This window comes from Chryseolinea soli (assembly GCF_003589925.1).
In the GTDB taxonomy this organism is placed as follows: Bacteria; Bacteroidota; Bacteroidia; order Cytophagales; family Cyclobacteriaceae; genus Chryseolinea; species Chryseolinea soli.
In genome coordinates this window covers 1380007-1401786 of sequence record NZ_CP032382.1, presented here as the reverse complement: position 1 = coordinate 1401786, position 21780 = coordinate 1380007, and the positions used below count along the sequence as shown (strand labels likewise).

At 52.1% G+C, this 21780-nt stretch carries 27 protein-coding genes; 20 read left to right on the top strand and 7 right to left on the bottom strand.

All coding sequences use genetic code 11. From position 1 onward, the window contains the following. Nucleotides 1–18 precede the first annotated feature (18 nt). The gene (locus D4L85_RS05915; RefSeq protein WP_119753449.1) at nt 19–741 is read right to left on the bottom strand and encodes a hypothetical protein; all 723 of its coding nucleotides are present in this window, start codon (nt 739–741) and stop codon (nt 19–21) included. A gap of 389 nt (nt 742–1130) precedes the next feature. Between D4L85_RS05915 and D4L85_RS05910 the strand changes: the two genes are divergently transcribed. From D4L85_RS05910 to D4L85_RS05845, 14 genes are all read left to right on the top strand, one after another. Next, complete coding sequence (locus tag D4L85_RS05910; RefSeq protein WP_119753448.1) at nt 1131–2039, top strand: WD40/YVTN/BNR-like repeat-containing protein; 909 nt, start codon at nt 1131–1133, stop codon at nt 2037–2039. 84 nt (nt 2040–2123) lie between these two features. After that, nucleotides 2124–2795 (top strand): hypothetical protein, encoded by a 672-nt coding sequence (locus tag D4L85_RS05905; protein WP_119753447.1) that lies wholly within the window; start codon nt 2124–2126, stop codon nt 2793–2795. Between the two features lie 153 nt (nt 2796–2948). Further along, on the top strand, nt 2949–3863 hold the full coding sequence (locus tag D4L85_RS05900) for an EamA family transporter (protein ID WP_119753446.1): 915 nt from the start codon (nt 2949–2951) through the stop codon (nt 3861–3863). Between the two features lie 6 nt (nt 3864–3869). Then, the gene (locus D4L85_RS05895) at nt 3870–4238 is read left to right on the top strand and encodes a DHCW motif cupin fold protein (protein ID WP_119753445.1); all 369 of its coding nucleotides are present in this window, start codon (nt 3870–3872) and stop codon (nt 4236–4238) included. Beyond that, a complete protein-coding gene (locus D4L85_RS05890; RefSeq protein WP_119753444.1) occupies nt 4226–4702 on the top strand; it encodes a GNAT family N-acetyltransferase in 477 nt (158 codons plus the stop codon). The genes D4L85_RS05895 and D4L85_RS05890 overlap by 13 nt, the downstream gene beginning before the upstream one ends. A gap of 12 nt (nt 4703–4714) precedes the next feature. Further along, the gene (locus D4L85_RS05885) at nt 4715–5251 is read left to right on the top strand and encodes a GNAT family N-acetyltransferase (protein ID WP_119753443.1); all 537 of its coding nucleotides are present in this window, start codon (nt 4715–4717) and stop codon (nt 5249–5251) included. 4 nt (nt 5252–5255) lie between these two features. Beyond that, nucleotides 5256–5738, top strand: coding sequence for an OsmC family protein (locus D4L85_RS05880; RefSeq protein ID WP_119753442.1), 483 nt, complete (start codon nt 5256–5258; stop codon nt 5736–5738). Between the two features lie 53 nt (nt 5739–5791). After that, entirely contained in the window at nt 5792–6298 is a 507-nt protein-coding gene (locus tag D4L85_RS05875) for a DinB family protein (RefSeq protein ID WP_160143568.1), read from the top strand. A gap of 2 nt (nt 6299–6300) precedes the next feature. Then, nucleotides 6301–7710 carry a pyridoxal phosphate-dependent decarboxylase family protein gene (locus D4L85_RS05870; RefSeq protein ID WP_119753440.1) on the top strand — a complete coding sequence of 470 codons (1410 nt, stop codon included), beginning with the start codon at nt 6301–6303 and terminating at the stop codon, nt 7708–7710. A gap of 132 nt (nt 7711–7842) precedes the next feature. Beyond that, on the top strand, nt 7843–8925 hold the full coding sequence (locus tag D4L85_RS05865) for a branched-chain amino acid aminotransferase (protein ID WP_119753439.1): 1083 nt from the start codon (nt 7843–7845) through the stop codon (nt 8923–8925). A 112-nt stretch (nt 8926–9037) separates the two neighbouring features. Next, complete coding sequence (locus D4L85_RS05860) at nt 9038–10042, top strand: zinc-binding dehydrogenase (protein WP_119753438.1); 1005 nt, start codon at nt 9038–9040, stop codon at nt 10040–10042. A gap of 33 nt (nt 10043–10075) precedes the next feature. Then, on the top strand, nt 10076–10486 hold the full coding sequence (locus D4L85_RS05855) for a GNAT family N-acetyltransferase (RefSeq protein WP_119753437.1): 411 nt from the start codon (nt 10076–10078) through the stop codon (nt 10484–10486). Nucleotides 10487–10492: 6 nt separating this feature from the next. Then, on the top strand, nt 10493–11140 hold the full coding sequence (locus D4L85_RS05850; RefSeq protein ID WP_119753436.1) for a pyridoxamine 5'-phosphate oxidase family protein: 648 nt from the start codon (nt 10493–10495) through the stop codon (nt 11138–11140). Nucleotides 11141–11221: 81 nt separating this feature from the next. Next, a complete protein-coding gene (locus tag D4L85_RS05845) occupies nt 11222–11605 on the top strand; it encodes a VOC family protein (RefSeq protein WP_119753435.1) in 384 nt (127 codons plus the stop codon). A gap of 79 nt (nt 11606–11684) precedes the next feature. Here D4L85_RS05845 and D4L85_RS05840 read toward each other — a convergent pair whose 3' ends face one another. Beyond that, nucleotides 11685–12710: a hypothetical protein gene (locus D4L85_RS05840; protein WP_119753434.1), complete on the bottom strand. Its 1026-nt coding sequence runs from the start codon at nt 12708–12710 to the stop codon at nt 11685–11687. Nucleotides 12711–12841: 131 nt separating this feature from the next. Between D4L85_RS05840 and D4L85_RS05835 the strand changes: the two genes are divergently transcribed. The 6 genes from D4L85_RS05835 to D4L85_RS05810 all read left to right on the top strand — a co-directional run bounded on the left by D4L85_RS05835 (nt 12842) and on the right by D4L85_RS05810 (nt 18932). Further along, nucleotides 12842–13252: a Dabb family protein gene (locus D4L85_RS05835; RefSeq protein ID WP_119753433.1), complete on the top strand. Its 411-nt coding sequence runs from the start codon at nt 12842–12844 to the stop codon at nt 13250–13252. 338 nt (nt 13253–13590) lie between these two features. Then, nucleotides 13591–14997: a 3-isopropylmalate dehydratase large subunit gene (leuC, locus tag D4L85_RS05830; RefSeq protein ID WP_119758673.1), complete on the top strand. Its 1407-nt coding sequence runs from the start codon at nt 13591–13593 to the stop codon at nt 14995–14997. A 28-nt stretch (nt 14998–15025) separates the two neighbouring features. Next, the gene (gene leuD / locus D4L85_RS05825; RefSeq protein ID WP_119753432.1) at nt 15026–15613 is read left to right on the top strand and encodes a 3-isopropylmalate dehydratase small subunit; all 588 of its coding nucleotides are present in this window, start codon (nt 15026–15028) and stop codon (nt 15611–15613) included. Nucleotides 15614–15617: 4 nt separating this feature from the next. Next, nucleotides 15618–16724, top strand: coding sequence for a 3-isopropylmalate dehydrogenase (gene leuB / locus D4L85_RS05820; protein WP_119753431.1), 1107 nt, complete (start codon nt 15618–15620; stop codon nt 16722–16724). 48 nt (nt 16725–16772) lie between these two features. After that, a complete protein-coding gene (locus D4L85_RS05815; protein WP_119753430.1) occupies nt 16773–17936 on the top strand; it encodes a 2-isopropylmalate synthase in 1164 nt (387 codons plus the stop codon). A gap of 150 nt (nt 17937–18086) precedes the next feature. Then, nucleotides 18087–18932, top strand: coding sequence for a sugar phosphate isomerase/epimerase family protein (locus tag D4L85_RS05810; RefSeq protein WP_119753429.1), 846 nt, complete (start codon nt 18087–18089; stop codon nt 18930–18932). Between the two features lie 40 nt (nt 18933–18972). Here D4L85_RS05810 and D4L85_RS05805 read toward each other — a convergent pair whose 3' ends face one another. Genes D4L85_RS05805 through D4L85_RS05785 form a run of 5 tightly spaced genes read right to left on the bottom strand, consistent with a single transcriptional unit; the run spans nt 18973 to nt 21676 of the window. After that, nucleotides 18973–19650, bottom strand: a complete 678-nt coding sequence (locus D4L85_RS05805; protein WP_119753428.1) for a M15 family metallopeptidase — start codon at nt 19648–19650, stop codon at nt 18973–18975. Nucleotides 19651–19695: 45 nt separating this feature from the next. Next, the gene (locus D4L85_RS05800) at nt 19696–20217 is read right to left on the bottom strand and encodes an O-acetyl-ADP-ribose deacetylase (protein WP_119753427.1); all 522 of its coding nucleotides are present in this window, start codon (nt 20215–20217) and stop codon (nt 19696–19698) included. Continuing rightward, on the bottom strand, nt 20214–20666 hold the full coding sequence (gene dtd / locus D4L85_RS05795; RefSeq protein WP_119753426.1) for a D-aminoacyl-tRNA deacylase: 453 nt from the start codon (nt 20664–20666) through the stop codon (nt 20214–20216). The genes D4L85_RS05800 and dtd overlap by 4 nt, the downstream gene beginning before the upstream one ends. 42 nt (nt 20667–20708) lie before the next feature. Next, nucleotides 20709–21347 (bottom strand): NAD-dependent epimerase/dehydratase family protein, encoded by a 639-nt coding sequence (locus D4L85_RS05790; RefSeq protein WP_119753425.1) that lies wholly within the window; start codon nt 21345–21347, stop codon nt 20709–20711. Further along, complete coding sequence (locus D4L85_RS05785; RefSeq protein ID WP_160143567.1) at nt 21344–21676, bottom strand: YkvA family protein; 333 nt, start codon at nt 21674–21676, stop codon at nt 21344–21346. The genes D4L85_RS05790 and D4L85_RS05785 overlap by 4 nt, the downstream gene beginning before the upstream one ends. Nucleotides 21677–21780 lie beyond the last annotated feature (104 nt).

Below are 21780 nucleotides of genomic sequence, written 5' to 3'. Positions count from 1 at the left end.
CCGACTGACTTTCTGTTGCTACTTCCCCGGTGCCAGTCCATTGCAAAAAGCCAACAACCTCGCCAGGTCATCTTTCTGTTTGAAATCCGTATGTTGTTCCTTCAGATAGGTTTTCAGCTTATCGCGATCGTCAGGAAACAATTTCATCAGCGAGGCTTTGGTGGCGGGATGCGCTTCGTTCTTTTGATCGATAAAAAAATAGGTGTTGTTGATTCGTACCAACAAGTCGGCATTGCTGGTGACGGACCGCGAGTTGCCGCGATAGGCAACAACGGCCCCGGTATTATTGGATGACGTGCTGTATCCATTGCTCACTTCAACATCCTTGCGGGCGATCACAAATTCTTTTTGCACGCCCAATGCCAGTTGTTGCTGAATCAGTATTTCGATATACCCCTGAGCAGGCTCCAAAAAAAATACGTGCCCTCCAACCATGACCAGTTTTACCTCCGGCGTTTTCTTCAACACCATGGTGTCGCCCTTCGGACTGATGAATTCCATGTCGCCGGACAGCACGTTGTAGTTCATCTTATATTTTGGTGAAGGTCCCGAAATGAAGATCACCTGACCTTCCTGGTACGAGGAAAATCGATATACACTGTCGCGCCAGGAAGTGGTGCGGATGTTCTCACCGGGTTTCAGTCGCAGCGTGGCCGGGGGCTGGCCAAAGGCTGCAGTGGTTAGACAGGCAACAACAAAGAAGGCAGATCGTGCTGCGGAAACGGAGAGGTTATAGCGCATACTTTGCTGGGCGATGATACGCTTCCTTTATAAAGATAGAAAATTTGGTGAGGAAATTGTCGGCCCGGTTTCTGGATTAGTATTATAACCTATAGATCATTTGTACTGTTCAATGTTTCTTATGTCGGCTTAAAGTCTCATTTTTGAGATTGCCATACAAGTTGTAAAGAAAGGCGTTGGATTTTTAGAACTCCCAAGAACAGGATGGCATAAACCACACGACAACGGCCACTCGATGATGAACCTGGCCGTTGTGCAGAACAAATACTGGGTTGGTCGAAATGCGGATCGAACAGCGCGTTGCCATTCACGGAGAAAAAGGGAGGGGACCAACGTTGTTTTGGATAGTTTGCAAAAAAATGGAATTGCTGAGAAGATAAGATCGAACCATGACATCACCCGCAGTCACTTTCCTCACCGGCTACTCATCGCGCCGGGGCGCGCTGGGCTTGCTCACCTTCCCCGACATGATGGATGCCAGGGCGCCTTTCTGTCGGCTGTTCAGCTACGCCGGCGGTCAATGGGGCAGCCTGGACTTGAAGTTTCAGTGCAAGTCGATCACCGTCAAGAGCGACCCTGCGCGCAACTACCGTGCATGGTGGGTGCTCGGCAAAAACGGCCAGGTTGCCGAGATCGCCGGCGGTGCGCCGAACATCGACCAGATCCCGGGCGCAGGGCTCGAGGTCAGCAAACCCTACGGTTATGTCGAGGCAATCAAGAACATCGGCGGCGAGTTGTACGTCTGCGGCTATGGACGACAGGTCTACAAGCAGACGGCGACAGGTTGGACCTCGATCGCGGATGATATCCTGACGCGCGACACGGGCACCGGGTTCTTCGACATCGATGGCACCGACCAGCAGCACGTTTACGCCGTCGGCTGGAAAGGGGAGATCTATCTGCACGATGGCAAGACCTGGCACCGGGACGACGGACATACAACGGCACACCTAGGCGCTGTTCGCTGCCTCGGGCCCGACAACGTTTGGATCTGCGGCAACGACGGCGTCGTGCTACACGGGCGATTCAACCACTGGGAGCGCTTGAGCGACCCCGCCTTTGTCGACAACTGGTACAGTATTGAGGAGTTCAATGGCCAGATCTATCTGGCCGGCAACAATGTGCTGGCGCGCATCGTGAACGGCTCGATCCAGCGCGTCGACCCCGGCCTGGGCAAGCCCTTCACCGTGCACCGGCTGCATGCGAAGGACGGCATGCTGTGGGCCATCGGCTCCGCCAACATCCTGACCTTCGACGGCAAGACCTGGTCCGAAGTGATTCACCCAGACAACGTGTGATGCATGCAAACCATGACTCGCCGAGTCGGGCTGGTTGTAGTTCATCTGATCTTCATAAATTCAGTCAGCAGATTTTAAACAAAAATGAAAGAGGCTATGATGAAAGCGTTTACCGCGAGCGAGGCGATCGCATGGGTGACCTCAAAAGCGCCTGTATTTCGCGATGAGATCATTAAAGAGCTAAAAGCGTTTCACGATGTTGCCGGGAAAATAATCGTCTACACGGGCGATACGGAATTAACGGATTTGAATGTCGGGAAAGACGTTGTCATTGTCGACGGAGATTTAGCCGTTGCCGGGCTCATCCAGGATGGTGTGAAGGTGGACACTTCGCTGCTCATCGTTTTAGGAAACGTGGCCTGTCAGAACTTCATCACATTATCAAGTATTTTCATCACGGGCCATCTGAACGTCAACAATATTGTGTTGGGAGATTCGCTCGGAGACTGTGCCCTAAAAGTGGGTGGCGATTTAAGCGCCAAAACAATGATAGAAGGTGGTCATTGGTTTGAGATCGCGGGCCGGGCAACGGTTGAGTATCTTTTTCATTCGCACGGTGGTGTCAGGGATAAGAACGGAATCTTGAAGCCGAACTTGGCCGACAGCGATCTCATGGAGGACTTCACGGAGAACCCAGCATCTTACCCCGGATTTTCCTACGTAGAAATGATTGATGACATCCAGGAAGAAGGTACATATGATCTGCCCAAGACCATAAAATTCATCCGGCAAGGGGGAGAGATCGTTTATAAATGAAGGGCTCCTTCCTAAAACATCATTGATAAACTGATCTGGTCAAAATTCTCGAAACTGAAACTGTTTTTTTTGCGTATTTATAGGAAGTTTTGAATGCGGCGTAAACCCGTATTCAACACCCAACCTCATTCACCTTTTTAACCCGATCATTGCTTGAAAAAAGATCTACTGGCTTACATCGCACTGGGTGCTATCTGCATCATCTGGGGAACGACCTACCTGGCGTTGCGCGTGGCGGTTGTTCATTTTCCGGCCTTCCTGTTTGTAGTGCTGCGCCAGATCTCGGCCGGCCTCCTGCTGGGAGGATTTATGCTTTTTGTGATGAAGGAAAGCTGGCCGTCGCTCGAACAGTTGAAGCGCCAGGCCGTGGCCGGATTCTTCATGATCTCGCTGGGCAACGGCTTGGTGGCGTGGGCAGAAGTGCTCATCCCCAGCGGTGTGGCGGCAATTCTCTGCTCGCTCATGCCCGTGATGGTGATCCTGATCAACCTTACTATTAACCGCGAAGAGAAACCAACGGTGCCGATCATTCTGGGCGTGCTCGTAGGCCTGGTGGGCATTGTCATGATCTTTGGAGAACATGTGCAAGAGTTCTCGCGACTTGAATACCAGATCGGCATCTTTGCCATCTTCGTGGCCGTGGTGAGTTGGGCCGGTGGCGCCGTGTGGCTGAAGAAGCGCGGCACCGTGGGCAACCTCTTTCTCAACGCTGCCCTGCAGATGCTCTTTGGTGGTCTGTGGCTCGTGCCTGCTTCACTTTTGTTTGACGATCTGAGCACGATATCGTGGTCGACCGAGGCGGTGTATTCGCTCATCTATCTGATCATTTTCGGATCGATCGTGGCCTATGCCTGTTTCTCCTACGCCCTGCGCAACCTGCCCATGACCATCGTGTCGCTCTATGCGTATGTCAACCCCGTGGTGGCGGTGTTGCTCGGCTGGTTGTTTTTGGATGAGAAGTTGAACGTCAAGATCGGTATGGCCATTCTGATCACGGTGGCAGGCATCTACATCGTGAACAAGGGGTACCAGCTTCGCGATCTTTGGAAAGCCCAATTCACCCGCTAAAGAAAAATGAATCCGATATTATTTCATACCACACAGTGGGACGCCGTGCCCACAACCGAACACCGTGGCGAGTCGGGCGTGGCCTTGTGGCGGACGTTGCAATTTGGAACGTTTCGCGTGCGACTGGTGGAGTATTCTAAAAACTACAAAGCCGACCATTGGTGCAAGACAGGACACATCCTGTTTTGCCTGGAAGGCGAAATGGAATCCGAGCTTTCGGATGGACGCACGTTCCGGTTGTCGGCCGGCATGAGCTATCAGGTGTCCGACAACGTGAGCCTGCACCGGTCTTCGTCGCGCGAAGGCGTGAAGTTGTTTATTGTAGACGGAAGTTTTTTGGACTATCAACAAACACGCAACCCATGGAGAATGTAACGCTTGCCATCGAAACCTACCGGCCGGAACACCAGCCCGCTTTTGAAGCGCTGAACCGCGAATGGATCGAAAAATATTTTTGGATGGAGCCCATCGACGAAGCCGTGTTGCAACATCCCGACCTGCACATCCTGGGCAAGGGAGGCGAGATCCTCATGGCGGTATACGAAGGCCAGGTGGTGGGAACAGCGGCGTTGAAATTTGTCGAGTCCGGAGTGTATGAGTTTACGAAAATGGCGGTGGACACCAACCACAGGGGTTTGGGTTTGGGCAGAGCGTTGGCCGAAGCGGCCCGCGAAAGGGCGCGCTCACTGGGTGCGCGAAAGATCATCTTGTATTCCAATACGATCCTCACCGCGGCGATTGAACTTTACCGGAAACTGGGTTTTGAAGAGATCCCTGTGGATGGTCCGTACAAACGAAGCAACATAAAAATGCAACTGTTGTTGACCGAAGAATCCTGAACCGTAAATTCGATGGAAAAAATCATGAACGCTGCCGTCACGATCCGAAACGCCCATCTGGGCGATGCCACCCTTTTAGCAGAACTGGGATGGAAGACCTTCTACGAAACGTTTGCACCCACGAACAACGAAGCCGACGTGAAGCAGTATGTCGACAAAAATTTTACGACCGAACAACTCAGACAGGAACTTGAAGATCCTCATGCTATCTTTCTGATCGCTCACGCCGGCGATACGGTGGCCGGCTATGCGAAGCTGCGGACACAACTCAACCCCGACGCACCCCCCGACACGGTGAGCATCGAACTGGAGCGCATCTACTCCGATCGCGACTTCCTCGGAAAGAGTGTGGGCAAAACCCTGATGCAAGCCTGCATCGATCTGGCAAAAGAAAAAGGCTACGATACCCTCTGGCTGGGTGTGTGGGAATTCAACCCGCGCGCGATTGCTTTTTATGAAAAATGGGGTTTTGAAAAATTCAGCGCGCATCCGTTTTTACTGGGAACCGATTTGCAAACCGATCTACTCTACAAAAAGAAACTAACCTGACTGCATGACCACCCACCACTACAAAACAACCCTTCACTGGACGGGCAACAAAGGCACGGGCACCTCCGAGTACAAGGCCTATGAGCGCAGCCACCTCCTGGCCGTCGCGGGCAAACCGGAGATTCCCGCATCGTCGGACCCGAAGTTCAGAGGCGACAAGACGCGCTATAACCCGGAGGAATTGTTGGTGGCTTCGTTGTCGAGCTGTCATATGCTGTGGTACTTGCATTTGTGTGCTGTGAATGGTGTGGTGGTGATGGAATATACCGATAACGCGGCGGGCACCATGACGGAAAATGAAAATGGCAGTGGACAATTCATAGAAGTAACGCTGCGGCCCACGGTGACCGTAAAGGAAAAATCCATGATCGACAAAGCCAACGCGCTGCATGAAGAAGCCCACAGTATGTGCTTTATTGCGCGCTCGGTAAACTTCCCGGTGCATCATATCCCCCAGGCACTGGTGGTGGAAAACACGATCGCCTGAATTTTACAGGCGCGTCATTCAAAAGTATTTCTCTCCCGTAAATGAATTTCATCATGAAAAAATCAGAATGGCTCACGCGCACATTTCCCTTTGGCCTGGCCGGGGGACTGCTTCCTTTTCAACTCGACCGGCTGGAAGGTACCGTGGCGCGGATGGAAATGAAAACGAAAGGCCTCCCGGATGAGATCCTTTCCAACAAACTGGACATGAAGTGGTCGGTGAAGGAAAACATCGCGCACCTGGGCGAGGTAGATGAAGTAGCATTGAAACGCATCGATGAAATTGTGAATCAACTGCCCGTGATGTCGCCGGCCGTATTTGGATTGAAGCAGGATTATAATGCATGGCCGGTGCAAAAGGTCATCGATTTTTTTTACGAACGCCGGAAAATGAATATCGCGCGCTACCGGTTGCTGGCAGATGATGAACTGAGTAGAACCTCCGTTCATCCCCGGCTCAAAGTGACCATGACCCCCGTGGACCTGGCCTTCTTCGATGCCGAACACGACGACCATCACCTGGTGCGCATCTCTGAAATTATTTCTACCCTAAAAAAATAGCCATGCACCCTTTACTAAAAAAAGACCGCGAGAACCTGCAGGAACTACTCAGCCAAACTCAAAAGGTGGCGGGAGAATATTTCCGTCAACAAGACACGCTGGCACCGGGAAGATTCGTTGCCAACATCGCGATGGAAACCCTTCCGGAAAAAGGTATCGGTGCCATGGCGACATTGGATCATTTCGCGAAAAACTTTGCCGGTCAGATCGCGAACAGCGCCGGGCCGCGATACTTTGGTTTTGTGACCGGCGGCTCCACACCCGCCTCCGTGGCCGGCGATTGGCTGGTGAGCGCCTACGACCAGAACGCCTGCGGCAGCAACGATTCCATCGCCCCGCAGTTGGAGCGCCAGACCATCCATTTTTTCAAGCAACTGTTTGGTCTTGACGAAGTCTATTTCGGTTCGTTCGTGACGGGCGCCACGATCTCGAACTTCACGAACCTGGCACTCGCCCGGCAATGGGTAGGACTACAACAAGGCAAAGATTTTAGCCATGACGGTCTGACCGGCGCCGAACCGGTGACGGTGCTCAGCGGAACGCCACACGCCAGTATATTTAAATCCTTGTCGATGCTTGGTGTGGGAAGAAAGTCGGTGATACGCATCGCCACCCTTCCCGAGCGCGAAGCCGTAGACATCGCCGCCCTGGAAAAACAATTGATCCAGCAGGCCGGCCCCGTCATTGTGGTGGCCAATGCCGGCACGGTGAACACGGTGGACTTTGATGATCTCGTCGCGGTGGCCAAGCTGAAAAAGAAATACAACTTCTGGTTGCATGTTGACGCTGCCTTTGGTGGATTTGCGGCATGCTCGGAAAAGTACGCGCATCTGTTAGAGGGCATCAACGCCGCCGACAGCATTACCATCGATGCACACAAATGGCTGAACGTGCCCTACGATGCGGCGATGCAATTTACGCGGCACAAAGGTTTACAGCTTAGCGTTTTTCAAAACAGCGCCGCCTACCTGGGCGATCCCGAGCAAAGCCCGGATTTTTTTCATTACACGCCCGAAAATTCGCGCCGCTTCCGCGCGTTACCATCGTGGTTCTCGTTGATGGCCTATGGCAAAGAAGGCTACCGCGAAATCGTGGAGCGGAACTGCGCGGCGGCCCATCATTTTGGAGAGCTTTTGAAAGCTTCGGAAGATTTTGTGTTGCTGGCGCCGGTGCGCATGAACGTGGTTTGTTTCACCCTGAAGCAAGACGACCTCTCAGCCGAAACCATCCGCAAATTCCTGGAGGCCGTGCGCGATGATGGACGCGTGTTCTTCACGCCCACCCAGTTGCACGGGACCTGGGCGATCAGAGCGGCAGTCTCCAATTGGCTGACGGAATTGGCCGACATGGACCTGGCTTTTGAGGTGCTGGAAAAAGTGTCGGAAAAGCTAAAAAAAGCCCAACCGGCATAAGGCAGAAGACGTTTGCGAGGAAAGCGATTTCTTTAAAAAACCCGCATTCCGGGGCAGAAACCGATAAAATATTGACCGAGAACGGAATTATGTAAAAATAATGATGAAATTCACTCCTTAATACCATTTGCTATGACCACGACATCCATCCCAGCCATTGCCACGAAGCGCATTGCCAAATCGAGAATCAGTGAAGTTGATTTTAACAACCTGGAGTTCGGGAAATACATTTCCGATCACATGCTCATGGTTGACTATGTGAACGGCAAATGGCAGGAGCCTTCGATTCTACCTTTCGGTGATATTATGATGTCACCGGCCATGCTTTCCCTGCACTATGGCCAGTCCGTCTTTGAAGGCATGAAAGCCTTCCGCAATAAAAACGGCGACATCTGTATTTTCCGTCCGCAAAAACACAGCGAGCGTCTCAATAAGTCCCTGGCACGCATGTGCATGCCCGAGATCCCGGAAGAACTGTTCATCCAAAGCCTGCACGCCATCGTGGAAACCGACGAAAGTTGGATCCCTACCAGCGAAGGCGCGTCGCTCTACATCCGCCCCGTGGTGTTCGCCTACGAGCCGCGGCTCGGTGTGAAGATCGCCGACCATTTCAAATTTTTTGTATTGACCAGCCCCGCCGGTGCTTACTTCAGCAAACCCACACGGTTGAAAGTGGAAGAAACTTTTGTGCGCGCCGCAGAAGGTGGAACCGGCTTTGCAAAATGCGCCGGCAACTATGGCGGCGCCTTCTATCCCACGCAAGTGGCCCGCCAGGAAGGTTTTGACCAGGTATTGTGGACCGACGCAAAAGAACATAAATACATCGACGAAGCCGGCGTGATGAACGTGATGTTCGTGATCGACGGAAAAGTGATCACCCCCAAGCTCACCACGGCCTTGCTGGACGGTGTGACGCGCGACACCATCATCAAGCTCGCGCCGTCGCTGGGCATGACGGTGGAAGAACGCCGCGTGAGTGTAGCCGAGATCGAAGAAGCCTTCAAGAAGGGCACGCTCACGGAAGCCTTTGGAGCGGGTACCGCAGCCGTTGTGTCGCCCATTGCGGCCATCAACATTCACGGTGTCGACTACACGGTACCTACGGTAACGTCCAACTCGTTCCAGCAACGCGCCAAGGAAAAACTAAACAACATTCGCCTGGGTTTTGAGCCGGATGTGCACGGCTGGAACTACATCATCCCCGCGGCGCGATAACCCTCTACATCACCCTCCCCCGGCATTTCCGCTGGGGGAGGACTTTCAATAGCCTTTACCGATCGCCGTCCACAAAACGTGTGGGCTTACCGTACGATTTTCGTTTTTTTCTATGAGAGCAGTTTTCTTCAAAGGCAAAGACCACCCGCTGGTGGTGCAGAACATCAAAAAATTCCGACCTGTAAAAGACCAGGTGCTGGTACGATTAAAATACGCTGCGCTAAATCACCTCGACATTTGGGTGTGGCGTGAGAAAGACGGCTTGCCACCGGATGGAAACATTCTGGGTTCCGATGGCAGCGGCGTGATCGAAGAAGTGGGAGAGGATGTAGATCCCTTGTTCATTGGCATGGAGGTAATCATCAACCCCAGCCTGGAGTGGGGAACCAATCCCATCGTGCAGGGAAATTCATTTAAGATCCTGGGCTATCCCGACAACGGCACGTTTAGCGACTACATCGTCATCTCAAAAAAATACATCTTCGAAAGACCCGAGCATCTCACGATGGCCGAGTCGGCGGCGGTGCCATTGGCGGCGCTCACGGCCTATCGCGCTTTATTTTCGAAGGCCCGGTTGCGCAGCAAAGAGAAAGTGTTGATCACCGGTATCGGCGGAGGCGCTGCACTTTGGTTGCTGCAATTTGCCGTGGCTTACCAAGGGCGTGTGTACGTGACCTCCAGCTCGGAAGAAAAGCTGGCAAAAGCAAAAGCGCTGGGCGCATTGGGAGGTTTTAACTACAAAGACCCGGACTGGGCAGAGAAAGCATTGAAAGAAAGCGGTGGTGGATTTGACATCATCATCGATGGCGCCGGTGGCGATCAATTTTCAAAATACATCACGCTGGCCTTGCCCGGTGGCCGCATCGTGAACTACGGCCGCACCGGCGGCAACATCTCGGAGATTGCCACGCGACAACTTTACTGGAAACAAATTTCCATTCACGGCACCACCATGGGCACCCGCGACGAATTTCTTTCCATGCTCGACTTTCTCGAAAGCCGCGGCATGAAACCGATCATCGACAAAACCTTCCCCTTGGAGCAAACCGAAGAAGCGATGCGCTACATGGAAGCGGGCCATCAGTTTGGGAAGATCGTGTTGAAGATTGAAAAGTAAGACGACATCAAAAAAAGAAGATCAAAGAATATCATGTCACAACCGGAGATCACCTACCGCAGCAACATCAAGCTCACCGCAGAGGCATTCATCGATCTGTTGAAGCGCTCGACCCTGGCGGAACGACGACCGGTCGACAGCCGGCAGCGCATTCAAAGCATGCTCGATCACGGCAACGTGCTCGTCACCGCGTGGAGCGGCGATACGCTGGTGGGTGTTTCGCGCGCGTTAACCGATTTTTCCTTTTGTTGCTACCTCTCCGACCTCGCCGTGGACGAGGCCTTTCAAAAACAAGGCATCGGCAAGCGATTGATCGATGAAACCCACAAAGTATCCGGCGAAAACACAGCGCTCATTTTGCTGGCGGCCCCTGCAGCCCAGGAGTATTATCCAAAGATTGGCATGCAACGCTTCGAACATTGCTTCATGATCCCCCGAAAATAAAAACCCATGGCACAATTTCCCATCACCGACAAGACTGAGATCACACGCCTGCCCAAACGCGGCGTGTACGACAAAGACGCTGTCTATGCCATTCTCGACGAGGCCCTGTTTTGCAACCTGGCCTATACACGCGACAACCAGGCCTTTCAAATCCCCACCGGATTTTGCCGCATCGGCGACAAGCTCTACCTGCACGGCTCCGTGGGAAGTTTCTACATGCGCGAACTGGCCGAGAAAAAACCGCCGGTGTCCATCAGTGCCACCATCATGGACGGCCTGGTGTTGGCCCGTTCGGCCTTCCATCATTCGGTGAACTATCGCTCCGTGGTGGTCTTCAGCACACCCGAAAAAGTGGAAGACGAAAACGAGCTATACACCGCCCTCGAAGTCTTCACCAACAAAATGCAGCCCGGCCGTTGGAACGACGTGCGCAAACCCACCGCCGGCGAATGGAAAGCTACCATGTTGCTCTCGTTCAAAATCGAAGAGGCCTCCGCCAAAGTGCGTACTGGCCCTCCGAAAGACGACGATGAGGATTATACCCTGGATGTGTGGGCCGGCGTAGTTCCCCTGGAGATCACCCGCCACTCACCCCAACCCGACCCCGCATTAAAAACCGGCGTGCCGTTACCCGTTTACCTGCAGAAGCTTTAACGAAAGCAGGCCTGCCTGAAATAAAACTTTCTTTGCTCGCCGAAGCTTTAGCGAAGGTGAGGCGGTTTAACCTTTTCTCCTATGAAAATCGACCACATCGCGCTCTACACCACAGACATTGAAAAGCTGAAAGTTTTCTACGAGCATTATTTCAAAGCGAAGGCTGGCGAAAAATACACCAACGCCAAAAAGCATTTCCAATCCTATTTTCTTTCTTTCTCAGAAGGAAGCCGGATTGAGATCATGCAAAAAATGGGCATTCCCCCACATGCTCTGGAGGAAGAAACCCTGGGGCTGACGCACTTGGCCATCGCGGTGGGCGACAAAGCAACGGTCGACACGCTGACGGAACAATTGCGAGAAGACGGCTACAGGATTGTAGGAGAACCACGTATCACGGGCGATGGTTACTACGAAAGCGTGGTGTTGGATCCGGATGGAAATAGGATCGAGATAACGATTTAAAGTAACCGGACGCGAACGAACCGAAGAACAGCAAATTTGACGAATGAAAAAAAAGGAGGTCCGAAGACCTCCTGGTGAGTTAGTTTCTTTCTCGGGAACCAAAATTACTGTAGATGATAACATCCACCTGACCTGTAACGGTATAAGGATGAAGCGTTGCATTAAATCGCGTAACGCCTGCAACTTGAAGCACGAAATCAAATTTTAAAGCGCCGGTCGTGGTGTCAAAAGAGTAGTTTGAGATATCTAATTTATCGGCAGGAATAAACTCAGTACTGGAGAGGTCTACCCCTGAGCGTTTAAAAATCAGCTTGTCATCTTCGTTCAGAACAAGTTCATCATAAAGGGTTGAAGTCGATTCAGTTCCATCGGCGTTCTTTATCTTATCGAAAGCGCCGCCATTTTCGCCATATTGATAGTAGGCGAAGGCGCCACCTCTTATGTTGAATGCATATTCTGCAACGGTGTTAGCCGCAGTGGTTGGCAACACGCGACCGGTGAAAGCGTCAAATTCAAATTCGAAATGATACTTCGCATCGTTTTCGGCGGGACTAATCGGCCAATAGGCAGTGATATCGTTAAAGTTGGCATAGGATGAAAACGAGAACAATGAATTACCCGGTAATTCTTTTGAGAAAGAAAACCACATATCGGGATAAGCCAGAAAAGCGCGTAGGTTTTCGCGCAGTACGGAGATTGAGTTCTTTTCATACTTCAATACCATGGTCATGTGTCGGTCTGCACCGGGTTCACCATACCGTGTAAATTCGATTAGGGAAATACCGGTTTGCGGGACTTTGACCACGCCTCCTTTTTCAGTGGCGAGATTATAGTTGAAAGCCTCCGAAAAGGCCGTTCCGTCTCTTCGATTCCCGGAAACTGTTCCTTTAATACCCCCTGCGGTTGTAATAAATGTAGATGGCCCGTTGGTTCCATCTGTTCCATTGGTCCCGTTCGTCCCATTGGTTCCATCCTTGCCATCGACCCCGTTCGAACCATCTTTACCGGCAGGTCCTGGATCACCGTCTTTTCCTGCACAATTTGCGAGAAAAACAATCGCCAACAACATCAGGAGGCGTACAACATGTTTACTGGTTTTATTCATAATCACAAAAGTTTTTTTGTTTTATAGTTAGCGTAAGGTTTGAATCTACAGAAAGAAAATCAGTGAAGCCTCTCGAATCAGAGAAAGAATTTTCTATTATTGCCTATCTTACTTCCCTCAAAACTCTAGCTATGGAAAAACAAAACCGTCGTACCTTTCTGGCCAGCGCTGCCGTATTAACCGCCGGCGCCGCTTCTGCATCGACCACAACTATGGAAACCAAGAAAGATAAAAAACAACTGGCCCACCACGTGTTCTTCTGGCTGAAGAACCGCGACTCGAAAGAAGACCTGCAAAAACTCCTCGAAGGACTGCGCACGCTCGAAAAGATCGAGACCATTAAAAAGCTTCACATCGGCGTACCGGCCAGCACGGAAAAACGCGACGTAGTAGACAACAGCTACAGTGCCTCCGAGCTCATGCTTTTCGACGATCTCGCAGGGCAAGCCACCTACCAAACGCATCCCATCCACTTGAAATTTATCGAGAACTGCTCGCACCTTTGGGAGAAGGTGATCGTGTACGACGCCATGGATGTTTAATGCCAAAAAAGCTTGGCACGCGCCGGATATTTTTGAACGGCAAATCCTTTAAATTTCAAACGTGTGAAGGCTTTTTCGCTACCATACACTTGTTAGCGCGGATAAAAATTTTTTAACAATTCGTTGATGTAGGCCGTAACTTTCCTCATCTTCGTGAATCCAAATCCTCTCGCAATAATTTTTTAAAAAAGAAGGCTAAAATCTCTCCGGAGATCGATCCATAACATAACGACTTTATATTCCGCCCCGTCCCGAAAAAAATCAGGACGGGGCGGTTTCATTTTAACCAGCGTAGAGCAAACTAACACTTGTTACAAAAAGCTCACCGACCAGACATGATGCCACAACAAAAAACATTATTCGACAAGATCTGGGATGCCCACGTGGTGAAGAGCAGCGAAGGCCATCCCGATGCCCTGTACATCGACCGTCATTTCATTCACGAAGTCACCAGCCCGCAAGCATTTGACGGCCTCCGCAAAAGAGGCGTGAAAGTATTCAACCCAGCGCGCACCACGGCCACGGCCGATCACAACGTGCCCACCCTAAACCAACACCTCCCCATCAAGGAAGCGTTGTCGCGCCACCAGGTGGAAACCCTCCGGAAAAACTGCGCCGAATTTGGCGTGGAACTTTATGACCTGGGTCATCCCTACCAGGGCATCGTGCACATCATCGGCCCCGAACTGGGGTTGACGTTGCCCGGCATGACCATCGTCTGTGGCGACAGTCACACCTCGACGCACGGTGCGTTTGGAAATATTGCGTTTGGTATCGGCACCAGCGAAGTGGAGCAAGTGCTCGGCACACAATGCGTGCTGCAGTATCGCCCCAAGACCATGAAGATCGAGATCAACGGCAAGTTGAGCAAAGGCGTAGTAGCAAAAGATATTATCCTGTACATCATCGCAAAGCTTTCGGCCAGCGGGGCCACGGGATATTTTGTGGAATATGCCGGCGATGCCATTCGCAGTCTGTCCATGGAGGCGCGCATGACCATTTGCAACATGAGCATCGAGATGGGCGCACGCGGCGGCCTGATCGCACCCGACCAAATCACGTTCGATTATATCAAGGGAAGAAAATTCGCACCTCAAGGCGAGACGTTCGATCGCCTGGTGGAACAATGGAGACAATTGAAATCCGACGACAACGCCCACTACGACCTGGAGTTGTCTTACGACGCAGCCGACATAGCACCGATGATCACCTACGGCACCAACCCCGGCATGGGCATCAAAGTGACAGACCGCATTCCTACGGTGAATGAGTTGAAAGACATCAGCGAACAAACGTCGTTCACCAAGTCGCTTGAATACATGGGCCTCGAACCGGGTTCAGCCATCTTAGGCAAGTCCGTGGATTATGTTTTTATCGGAAGCTGTACCAACGCGCGCATCGAAGACCTGCGCCTGGTGGCCAAGATGGTGGAGGGCAAGAAGAAAGCCGAGAATGTAGAAGTTTGGGTGGTGCCTGGATCGAAGCAAGTAGAAAATCAGGCGCGCGAGGAAGGACTCGATAAAATTTTTGAAGCCGCAGGATTCCAATTGCGTCAACCCGGCTGCTCGGCATGTTTGGGGATGAATGAAGACAAGATCCCCGCCGGCAAATATTGCATCAGCACATCGAACCGGAATTTTGAAGGACGCCAGGGGCCGAAGTCACGCACCTTCCTGGCCAGCCCGCTCAGTGCCGCGGCCGCCGCCATCACGGGTAAAGTAACGGATGTGCGCAGCCTGGTGTAATCAAAAAAATTAAGGAAAGAGAAATCGTATGTCGAAAGAAAAATTCACCACATTGAAAAGTCCGGCAGTGCCCCTGCCGATCGAAAATATTGATACGGACCAGATCATTCCCGCGCGCTTTCTGAAAGCCACCACGCGCGAAGGCTTTGGCGAAAACCTCTTCCGCGACTGGCGCTACAACAGCGACAACACACCGAAAGCGGATTTCATCCTGAACAACGGAACGTATACCGGCAAAATCTTGGTCGCCGGCAAAAACTTCGGTTGTGGCAGCAGCCGCGAGCACGCCGCATGGTCTATCTATGACTATGGATTCCGAGTCGTGATCTCCAGCTTCTTTGCCGACATCTTCAAGAACAACGCCCTGAACAATGCGCTGTTGCCCGTGCAGGTTTCGGATGAGTTCTTAAAGAAGATCTTCGCCGCCATCGAAAAAAATCCCGCGACTACGATCACGGTAGACCTGCCGCAACAAAAAGTTACGCTGGAAGACGGCTCGTCCGAATCGTTCGACATCAACGCTTACAAAAAAACATGCCTCGCCAACGGCTACGACGACATCGACTACCTGTTGAGCTTGCGCGATGAGATCCGTCATTTTGAATTAGTACATTAAAAAGATGAAGAAAAAAATTACCATACTTCCCGGCGACGGCATCGGCAAAGAAGTAACCGAAAGCGGCAAAAAAGTGCTGGAACAAATCGCTGATTGCTTCGGACATGATTTTATTTTCGACGAGGCCCTCATCGGCCACGAAGCCATCGAAGCCACCGGCAACCCGCTGCCCGACGAAACACTGACGAAGTTGAAGAACTGCGACGCCATATTGTTTGGTGCAGTAGGTCACCCCAAATATGACAACGACCCTTCGGCAAAGATCCGCCCCGAGCAAGGCCTGCTGAAGATGCGCAAGGAACTGGGCCTCTATGCCAACCTGCGCCCCATAAAACTTTTTGATGAATTGCTGGAAGCTTCCAGCATCAAACCCGAGATCCTGAAAGGCGCCGACATTCTTTTCTTCCGCGAACTGACCGGCGATGTGTATTTCGGCGAACGCGGCCGCAAAGACAACAACGACACCGCCTACGACACGATGATCTACTCCCGCTATGAAGTAGAACGCATCGCGCACAAAGCTTTCAAAGCGGCGCAAACCCGCAGCAAGAAACTTACTTCCGTAGACAAGGCCAACGTGCTGGAAAGCTCGCGCCTGTGGAGAGAGGTAGTACAGGAAGTGGCGAAGCAATATCCGGATGTCAAGGTAGAGCACATGTTCGTAGACGCTGCGGCCATGAAGCTCATCCAAAACCCGAAGAGCTTCGACGTGGTGGTGACCGGAAATCTTTTCGGCGACATCCTCACCGACGAGGCTTCACAAATTGCCGGGTCTATGGGCATGCTGGCCTCTGCATCGGTAGGCGATACCGTAGGCTTGTACGAACCCATCCACGGCAGTGCGCACGACATCACCGGAAAAGGGATAGCCAACCCGTTGGCCTCCATTCTTTCGGCTGCATTGTTATTGGATATCTCTTTCGGATTGAAAGAAGAAGCCGACACGGTGATCAAAGCCGTGGAGCAAACGCTGAAAGAAGGTTACCGCACCCGCGACATTGCCGACGCCAACACGCCCCATGAAAAAATATTGGGCACCGAAGTGATGGGCAACGTGGTGTGCAACCAGATCCGGATGCTGGTCTCGGTCGATCAAAAAGCAAACGCATAATAAAACCCCCGGTCCGTTGTTGACGGGCCAACCATAAAATAAAAAAGTATGAGCAACAAAATTCAAATCTTCGATACTACCCTCCGCGATGGAGAGCAAGTGCCGGGCTGTCAATTGTCAACCGATGAAAAGATCGTGGTGGCACGAAAGCTCGAGGAGCTTGGAGTCGACGTGATTGAGGCGGGCTTTCCCATCTCCAGTCCCGGCGATTTTCTTTCGGTGGTAGAAATATCCAAGGCGGTGAAGCACGTAAGCGTTTGTGCCCTCACGCGCGCCCGCAAGGAAGATATTGACGTTGCTGCCGAAGCCCTGCACCACGCCAAACGCGGCCGCATCCACACAGGCATCGGTTCGTCCGACATTCACATCAAGCACAAGTTCAACAGCACGCGCGAAAAAGTGATGGAGCAAGGTGCCTGGGCGGTGCAATATGCCAAAGCCAAGGGCTATGAAGTGGAATTCTTTGCCGAAGATGCCGGTCGCGCCGACCTGGCCTTCCTCGCGCAATTGGTGGAAGCGGTGATCGCCGCGGGTGCAGATGTTGTCAACATTCCGGACACCACTGGCTATTGCCTGCCCCACCTGTATGGCAAACGCATCAAGTATCTTTTCGATAATGTTAAGAATATCGACAAGGCGATCATCTCCGTGCATTGTCACAACGACTTGGGTCTGGCAACGGCCAATACCATTGCCGGTCTGATGAACGGTGCACGCCAGGCGGAAGTCACGATCAACGGCATCGGCGAACGCGCCGGTAACACGTCGCTGGAAGAAGTGGCCATGATCCTGCAAACGCATAAGGACCTTGACCTCACCACGGGCATCAAATCCACCATGCTGTATGAATTGAGTACACTGGTTTCGGAGATGATGCGCATGCCGGTGCAACCCAACAAGGCCATCGTAGGCGCCAATGCCTTCGCACACTCGTCGGGCATTCACCAGGACGGCTTCCTGAAAAATTCGGAAAATTATGAGATCATTAACCCGTCGGATGTGGGTGTGCCTTCGTCTTCGATCATCCTGACCGCGCGCAGCGGCCGGGCGGCCCTGAAGCACCGTCTGGAATTGCTGGGTTATCAACCCAACAAATCGGAGCTGGACCAGCTTTATGACAACTTCCTGGTGGTGGCCGATGAAAAGAAGAATGTGGTGGATGAAGACCTCATCACCCTGGTGGCCAATACGCCCATCCTGGTACAGAAATAAATCCGCATCGCATTGGTTTGCAAAGCATAAAATAGGGTAGGGCAAAGGGCCTTACCCTTTTTTTATGGCCGGGCCTGAACTCAGTGATTGTAAAAAAATTGTTTGTTCGGGCATATTTTTTATCTTCATCGCTCAATAATATCCGAAAGTATGACCCTTGGCCGTTTCAGCAAGATTACATTTCTCATACTCGCCTGCACAAGTTTTATCAGTATCCGGGCCACGGCCCAGGAAATCGGACTGGAGCTGTACAGCCTGAGAGACCAGTTTGCCAAAGATGTGCCCGGCACCATGGCGAAGGTAAAGGACATGGGCATCAAAGAAATCGAGATCGGGGGCACCTATGGCCTGGCCTTCCCCGACTTCATGAAGCTGTTGGCGCAGAACGATCTCAACGTGGTGAGCTATGGCACAGACTTCGACCGGCTCGAAAAATTTCCCCAAACGGTAGCCGACGAGGCCCGTGCTTTTGGTGCGCGTTATGTCGTTTGTTTTTGGATCCCCCACAAAGAAGATTCCTTTAACATAGCCGATGTAGACAGGGCGGCGGCAGTCTTTAACAACGCCGGCCGGGTGATGGCACAGAGCGGTCTATTGCTCTGCTATCATCCACACGGCTTCGAGTTTAAGCCCTATCAAAATGGTACGCTGTTCGATACTATGGTCGATAAATTCGATTCCCGATTTGTGCATTTCCAAATGGATGTGTTTTGGGTGAAGCAACCCGGGCAAGATCCCGTGGCGTTGTTGAAGAAATATCCTACTCGTTTTGTGATGCTCCATTTAAAGGACCGCAAGCCGGGCACGCCCAACAGCGACAACGGTCATGCCGATGTGGAGTCGAACGTGGTGTTGGGAATGGGTGATGTGGGAATTGCCGAGATCATGAAGGAAGCAAAAAAGAATGGCATCAAGCATTTCTTTATTGAAGACGAATCGTCTCGGTCAGAGGAACAGATTCCCCTGAGCATCGCGTTTCTCAAAGCATTGCCATAACCGGTCCCGGACTCCTTTGCAGAGATATTTTTAAGTACGATTAGATCCCCTCCAGCTCTTCATAATCGATGTCGAGCACTTCGTATTTTTTCCAGCCGATAAAATCATAGTGCCACCACTCTGAGCCGTTCACTTTGAAGCCGTGTTTTTCCATGGCGTTGATGAGCAGCGTTCTGTTTTTCAGAATTTCGGGATCGCTCACCGGCGAGGTAGGCCAGGCTTCTTTTTTGAAAGAGTCAAACCCCGTGGGCATCTTTAATTCTTCACCGGTTTTTAAATTGATCACCGTCAGGTCGAGCGCACAGCCGCGGTTGTGCCGCGAGCCGCGATAGGGGGAGGCCACGTAGGTGGTGTCGTGATAGACTTCGTAAAATTTTACCGTGGCTTTGTAGGGCCTGTAGGCGTCGAAGATCTTTATACCCAATCCTTGTTTCTTCAGATCGGCCTGGATTTTTTTCAGCGATTCGGCTACGGGCTTGCGGGCATAGGCACGGGCGAGGTTGTAGATCTTTTCGCCCGTAAAATTATTGGTGGTCGCATAGCGTATGTCCAGCACAAGACCGGGCACAAATTTTTCGAGATTGATCAATTCTTTTTCCGGGTTGGCCTTCACGGTCTCTTTGTATGCGGCCAGCGTGGTGGCCTTCAAGCCATATTTGTTTTGGGCAAACGATGAGAAGGAAACGAACATAACAAGGAGAAGTGTCAGGCGTCGCATAGGGAGATGGTGAGGATGAAACAAAAAGATCACAGCGGTGCGTCTTCAGGCCTGGCCCAGCATCGCTTTGTAAATATCAAAATTCTCTTCATCAAAACATACGAAGAGCACTTGTTGGATGGAGGAATTCGTCTCCAAAAAACGGGTCACTTCCGCGATGGCGATCTCTGCTGCCCGCGGTTTTGGAAAGCCATAGATCCCCGTGCTGATATTGGGAAAGGCGATAGACTTCACATGGTTGGCCGCGGCCAATTCCAGGCTATGGCGATAGGCGCTGGCGAGCAACTCTTCCGTTTTTGGATGGGTTCCGCGCCACACCGGTCCGACGGCATGGATAACAAATTTTGCGGGCAACCTTCCTGCGCCGGTGATCACCGCTTCACCCGTGGGACATCCTCCCTGGCGATTGCGTACGGCGCGGCATTCTTCCAACAGTTGAGGACCTGCTTTGCGATGGATGGCACCGTCCACACCGCCCCCGCCCAGCAAGCTCGTGTTGGCTGCATTCACGATGGCATCCACCTCCAGGGTGGTGATGTCGGCTTGAATGCATTCCAGGGAGGTCATGTCTTGTTTTTTGTGTCGATGATGATGGTCACGGGGCCGTCGTTGAGGAGGGCCACTTTCATGTCGGCGCCAAATTCACCCGTCTGCACGGCTTTGGCGAGCTGCGTTTCCACGGCTTGCACAAACTGGTGGTACAACGGTATCGCTACCTCCGGTTTGGCCGCTTTGATATAGGATGGTCGGTTGCCCTTTTTGGTGCTGGCGTGCAGGGTGAACTGGCTCACCACGATCATGTCGCCGCCGGCATCTTTCACGCTCACGTTCATCACGCCCTGGTCGTCTTCAAAAATGCGCAGGTTCACGATCTTCGCCGCCAGCCACTCGATATCCTCGGCGTTGTCGGCGTCTTCTATTCCTACCAAAACCAAAAGGCCCGTGCCGATGGAAGCTTTAACAACCTGCTCAATGGTGACAGACGCGGACGAGACGCGTTGAATGACTGCGATCATACGAAAATAAAAAGGTTAACCGGTGTGATCCGTTCGCCTGCGTCAGAAGCGTTGCAGGTCTGCGGATTCGTGGATGAAAATACCTTTTTTATCTTCTGCTGCAAAGTGCTGCATGGCGCGCGCCACTTTTGCGGACTGGATGGCCTTATATTTTTTGGGGATCAGAAATCCCAGAGCCTTGTAAAAAAATTTGGCCGCATCTTCCGCCGAACGTTTTTCGGTGCGCGGGCCCAGGAGCAACGAGGGTCTGAAAATGTGAACGGCATCAAAGGCCACGCTGGAGATGGCCTCTTCAATTTCGCCCTTCACCTGGTTGTAATAGATGGAAGAACTTTTGTTAGCACCCAAAGCCGAGACCAGCATAAATTTCTTTGCCCCCACAGACCGGGATGTCTTTGCCAGCAAAAAAGGATAATAGAAATCCACCTGGTAGAAATTCTCCTTGGAACCCGCCTTCGCCATGGTGGTACCCAGGCAGCAGTATACATCGTCGGCCTTGAGGGCGGAAGAGTTTTCACCGAGGCTGCCGAACTCGACCTTGATCTGGGTTAGCTTAGGATGAGGCGCCAGGTCCACGCGGGTGAGCGCGATCACTTTAACATACTCGGGGTTTTTCAACAGCAGCGACAACAGTTGGCTGCCAATCAATCCGGTGCTTCCGGCAATCAATGCGGTTTTCATAGGCTGACTTCCCGCGCTTTTTCCCAAGCGAGGAATTTATCGATCTCCAGGCGCATGGCGTTGTACACCCACACCAGCACGGCAAAGTCGTCGGTCAATCCGGTGACGGGGATCACATCTGGAATAAGATCGAGGGGGTTCACAAAATAGAGGAGGGCGGCCACCAGGGTGAGCATGGTTTTCCAGGGGATCTCACGATACTCCCCTACCACATAGGCGCGTAAGAGACGGCCCAGCACTAAGAATTTTTCGCGGAAGGTTTGGATCCGCACATCACCCCATTTCACGGTGTTGATCTTCCCTGCGAATTGCAGTAGCAAGGTCTTCATACGGCCCGGTTTGCCCAAAAGACGGGCCGCTTGGCGCGTAGCCAACTCGAAAAAGCGATTTTTCATCGGCAAAAGTTATATGCTCCAATGCGAGAGGGTGCCTA

What these genes read in the sequence shown, in the direction of transcription:
- D4L85_RS05895 (WP_119753445.1), top strand. Translation starts at nt 3,870, where the DNA reads ATGAATCCGATATTATTTCATACCACACAGTGGGACGCCGTGCCCACA.
- D4L85_RS05815 (WP_119753430.1), top strand. Translation starts at nt 16,773, where the DNA reads ATGAGCAACAAAATTCAAATCTTCGATACTACCCTCCGCGATGGAGAG.
- D4L85_RS05915 (WP_119753449.1), bottom strand. Translation starts at nt 741, where the DNA reads ATGCGCTATAACCTCTCCGTTTCCGCAGCACGATCTGCCTTCTTTGTT.
- D4L85_RS05810 (WP_119753429.1), top strand. Translation starts at nt 18,087, where the DNA reads ATGACCCTTGGCCGTTTCAGCAAGATTACATTTCTCATACTCGCCTGC.
- D4L85_RS05835 (WP_119753433.1), top strand. Translation starts at nt 12,842, where the DNA reads ATGGAAAAACAAAACCGTCGTACCTTTCTGGCCAGCGCTGCCGTATTA.
- D4L85_RS05845 (WP_119753435.1), top strand. Translation starts at nt 11,222, where the DNA reads ATGAAAATCGACCACATCGCGCTCTACACCACAGACATTGAAAAGCTG.
- D4L85_RS05865 (WP_119753439.1), top strand. Translation starts at nt 7,843, where the DNA reads ATGACCACGACATCCATCCCAGCCATTGCCACGAAGCGCATTGCCAAA.
- D4L85_RS05875 (WP_160143568.1), top strand. Translation starts at nt 5,792, where the DNA reads ATGAAAAAATCAGAATGGCTCACGCGCACATTTCCCTTTGGCCTGGCC.
- dtd (WP_119753426.1), bottom strand. Translation starts at nt 20,666, where the DNA reads ATGATCGCAGTCATTCAACGCGTCTCGTCCGCGTCTGTCACCATTGAG.
- D4L85_RS05805 (WP_119753428.1), bottom strand. Translation starts at nt 19,650, where the DNA reads ATGCGACGCCTGACACTTCTCCTTGTTATGTTCGTTTCCTTCTCATCG.
- D4L85_RS05870 (WP_119753440.1), top strand. Translation starts at nt 6,301, where the DNA reads ATGCACCCTTTACTAAAAAAAGACCGCGAGAACCTGCAGGAACTACTC.
- D4L85_RS05890 (WP_119753444.1), top strand. Translation starts at nt 4,226, where the DNA reads ATGGAGAATGTAACGCTTGCCATCGAAACCTACCGGCCGGAACACCAG.
- D4L85_RS05785 (WP_160143567.1), bottom strand. Translation starts at nt 21,676, where the DNA reads ATGAAGACCTTGCTACTGCAATTCGCAGGGAAGATCAACACCGTGAAA.
- leuD (WP_119753432.1), top strand. Translation starts at nt 15,026, where the DNA reads ATGTCGAAAGAAAAATTCACCACATTGAAAAGTCCGGCAGTGCCCCTG.
- D4L85_RS05850 (WP_119753436.1), top strand. Translation starts at nt 10,493, where the DNA reads ATGGCACAATTTCCCATCACCGACAAGACTGAGATCACACGCCTGCCC.
- D4L85_RS05855 (WP_119753437.1), top strand. Translation starts at nt 10,076, where the DNA reads ATGTCACAACCGGAGATCACCTACCGCAGCAACATCAAGCTCACCGCA.
- D4L85_RS05905 (WP_119753447.1), top strand. Translation starts at nt 2,124, where the DNA reads ATGAAAGAGGCTATGATGAAAGCGTTTACCGCGAGCGAGGCGATCGCA.
- D4L85_RS05910 (WP_119753448.1), top strand. Translation starts at nt 1,131, where the DNA reads ATGACATCACCCGCAGTCACTTTCCTCACCGGCTACTCATCGCGCCGG.
- D4L85_RS05885 (WP_119753443.1), top strand. Translation starts at nt 4,715, where the DNA reads ATGGAAAAAATCATGAACGCTGCCGTCACGATCCGAAACGCCCATCTG.
- D4L85_RS05800 (WP_119753427.1), bottom strand. Translation starts at nt 20,217, where the DNA reads ATGACCTCCCTGGAATGCATTCAAGCCGACATCACCACCCTGGAGGTG.
- D4L85_RS05860 (WP_119753438.1), top strand. Translation starts at nt 9,038, where the DNA reads ATGAGAGCAGTTTTCTTCAAAGGCAAAGACCACCCGCTGGTGGTGCAG.
- leuC (WP_119758673.1), top strand. Translation starts at nt 13,591, where the DNA reads ATGCCACAACAAAAAACATTATTCGACAAGATCTGGGATGCCCACGTG.
- D4L85_RS05790 (WP_119753425.1), bottom strand. Translation starts at nt 21,347, where the DNA reads ATGAAAACCGCATTGATTGCCGGAAGCACCGGATTGATTGGCAGCCAA.
- leuB (WP_119753431.1), top strand. Translation starts at nt 15,618, where the DNA reads ATGAAGAAAAAAATTACCATACTTCCCGGCGACGGCATCGGCAAAGAA.
- D4L85_RS05880 (WP_119753442.1), top strand. Translation starts at nt 5,256, where the DNA reads ATGACCACCCACCACTACAAAACAACCCTTCACTGGACGGGCAACAAA.
- D4L85_RS05840 (WP_119753434.1), bottom strand. Translation starts at nt 12,710, where the DNA reads ATGAATAAAACCAGTAAACATGTTGTACGCCTCCTGATGTTGTTGGCG.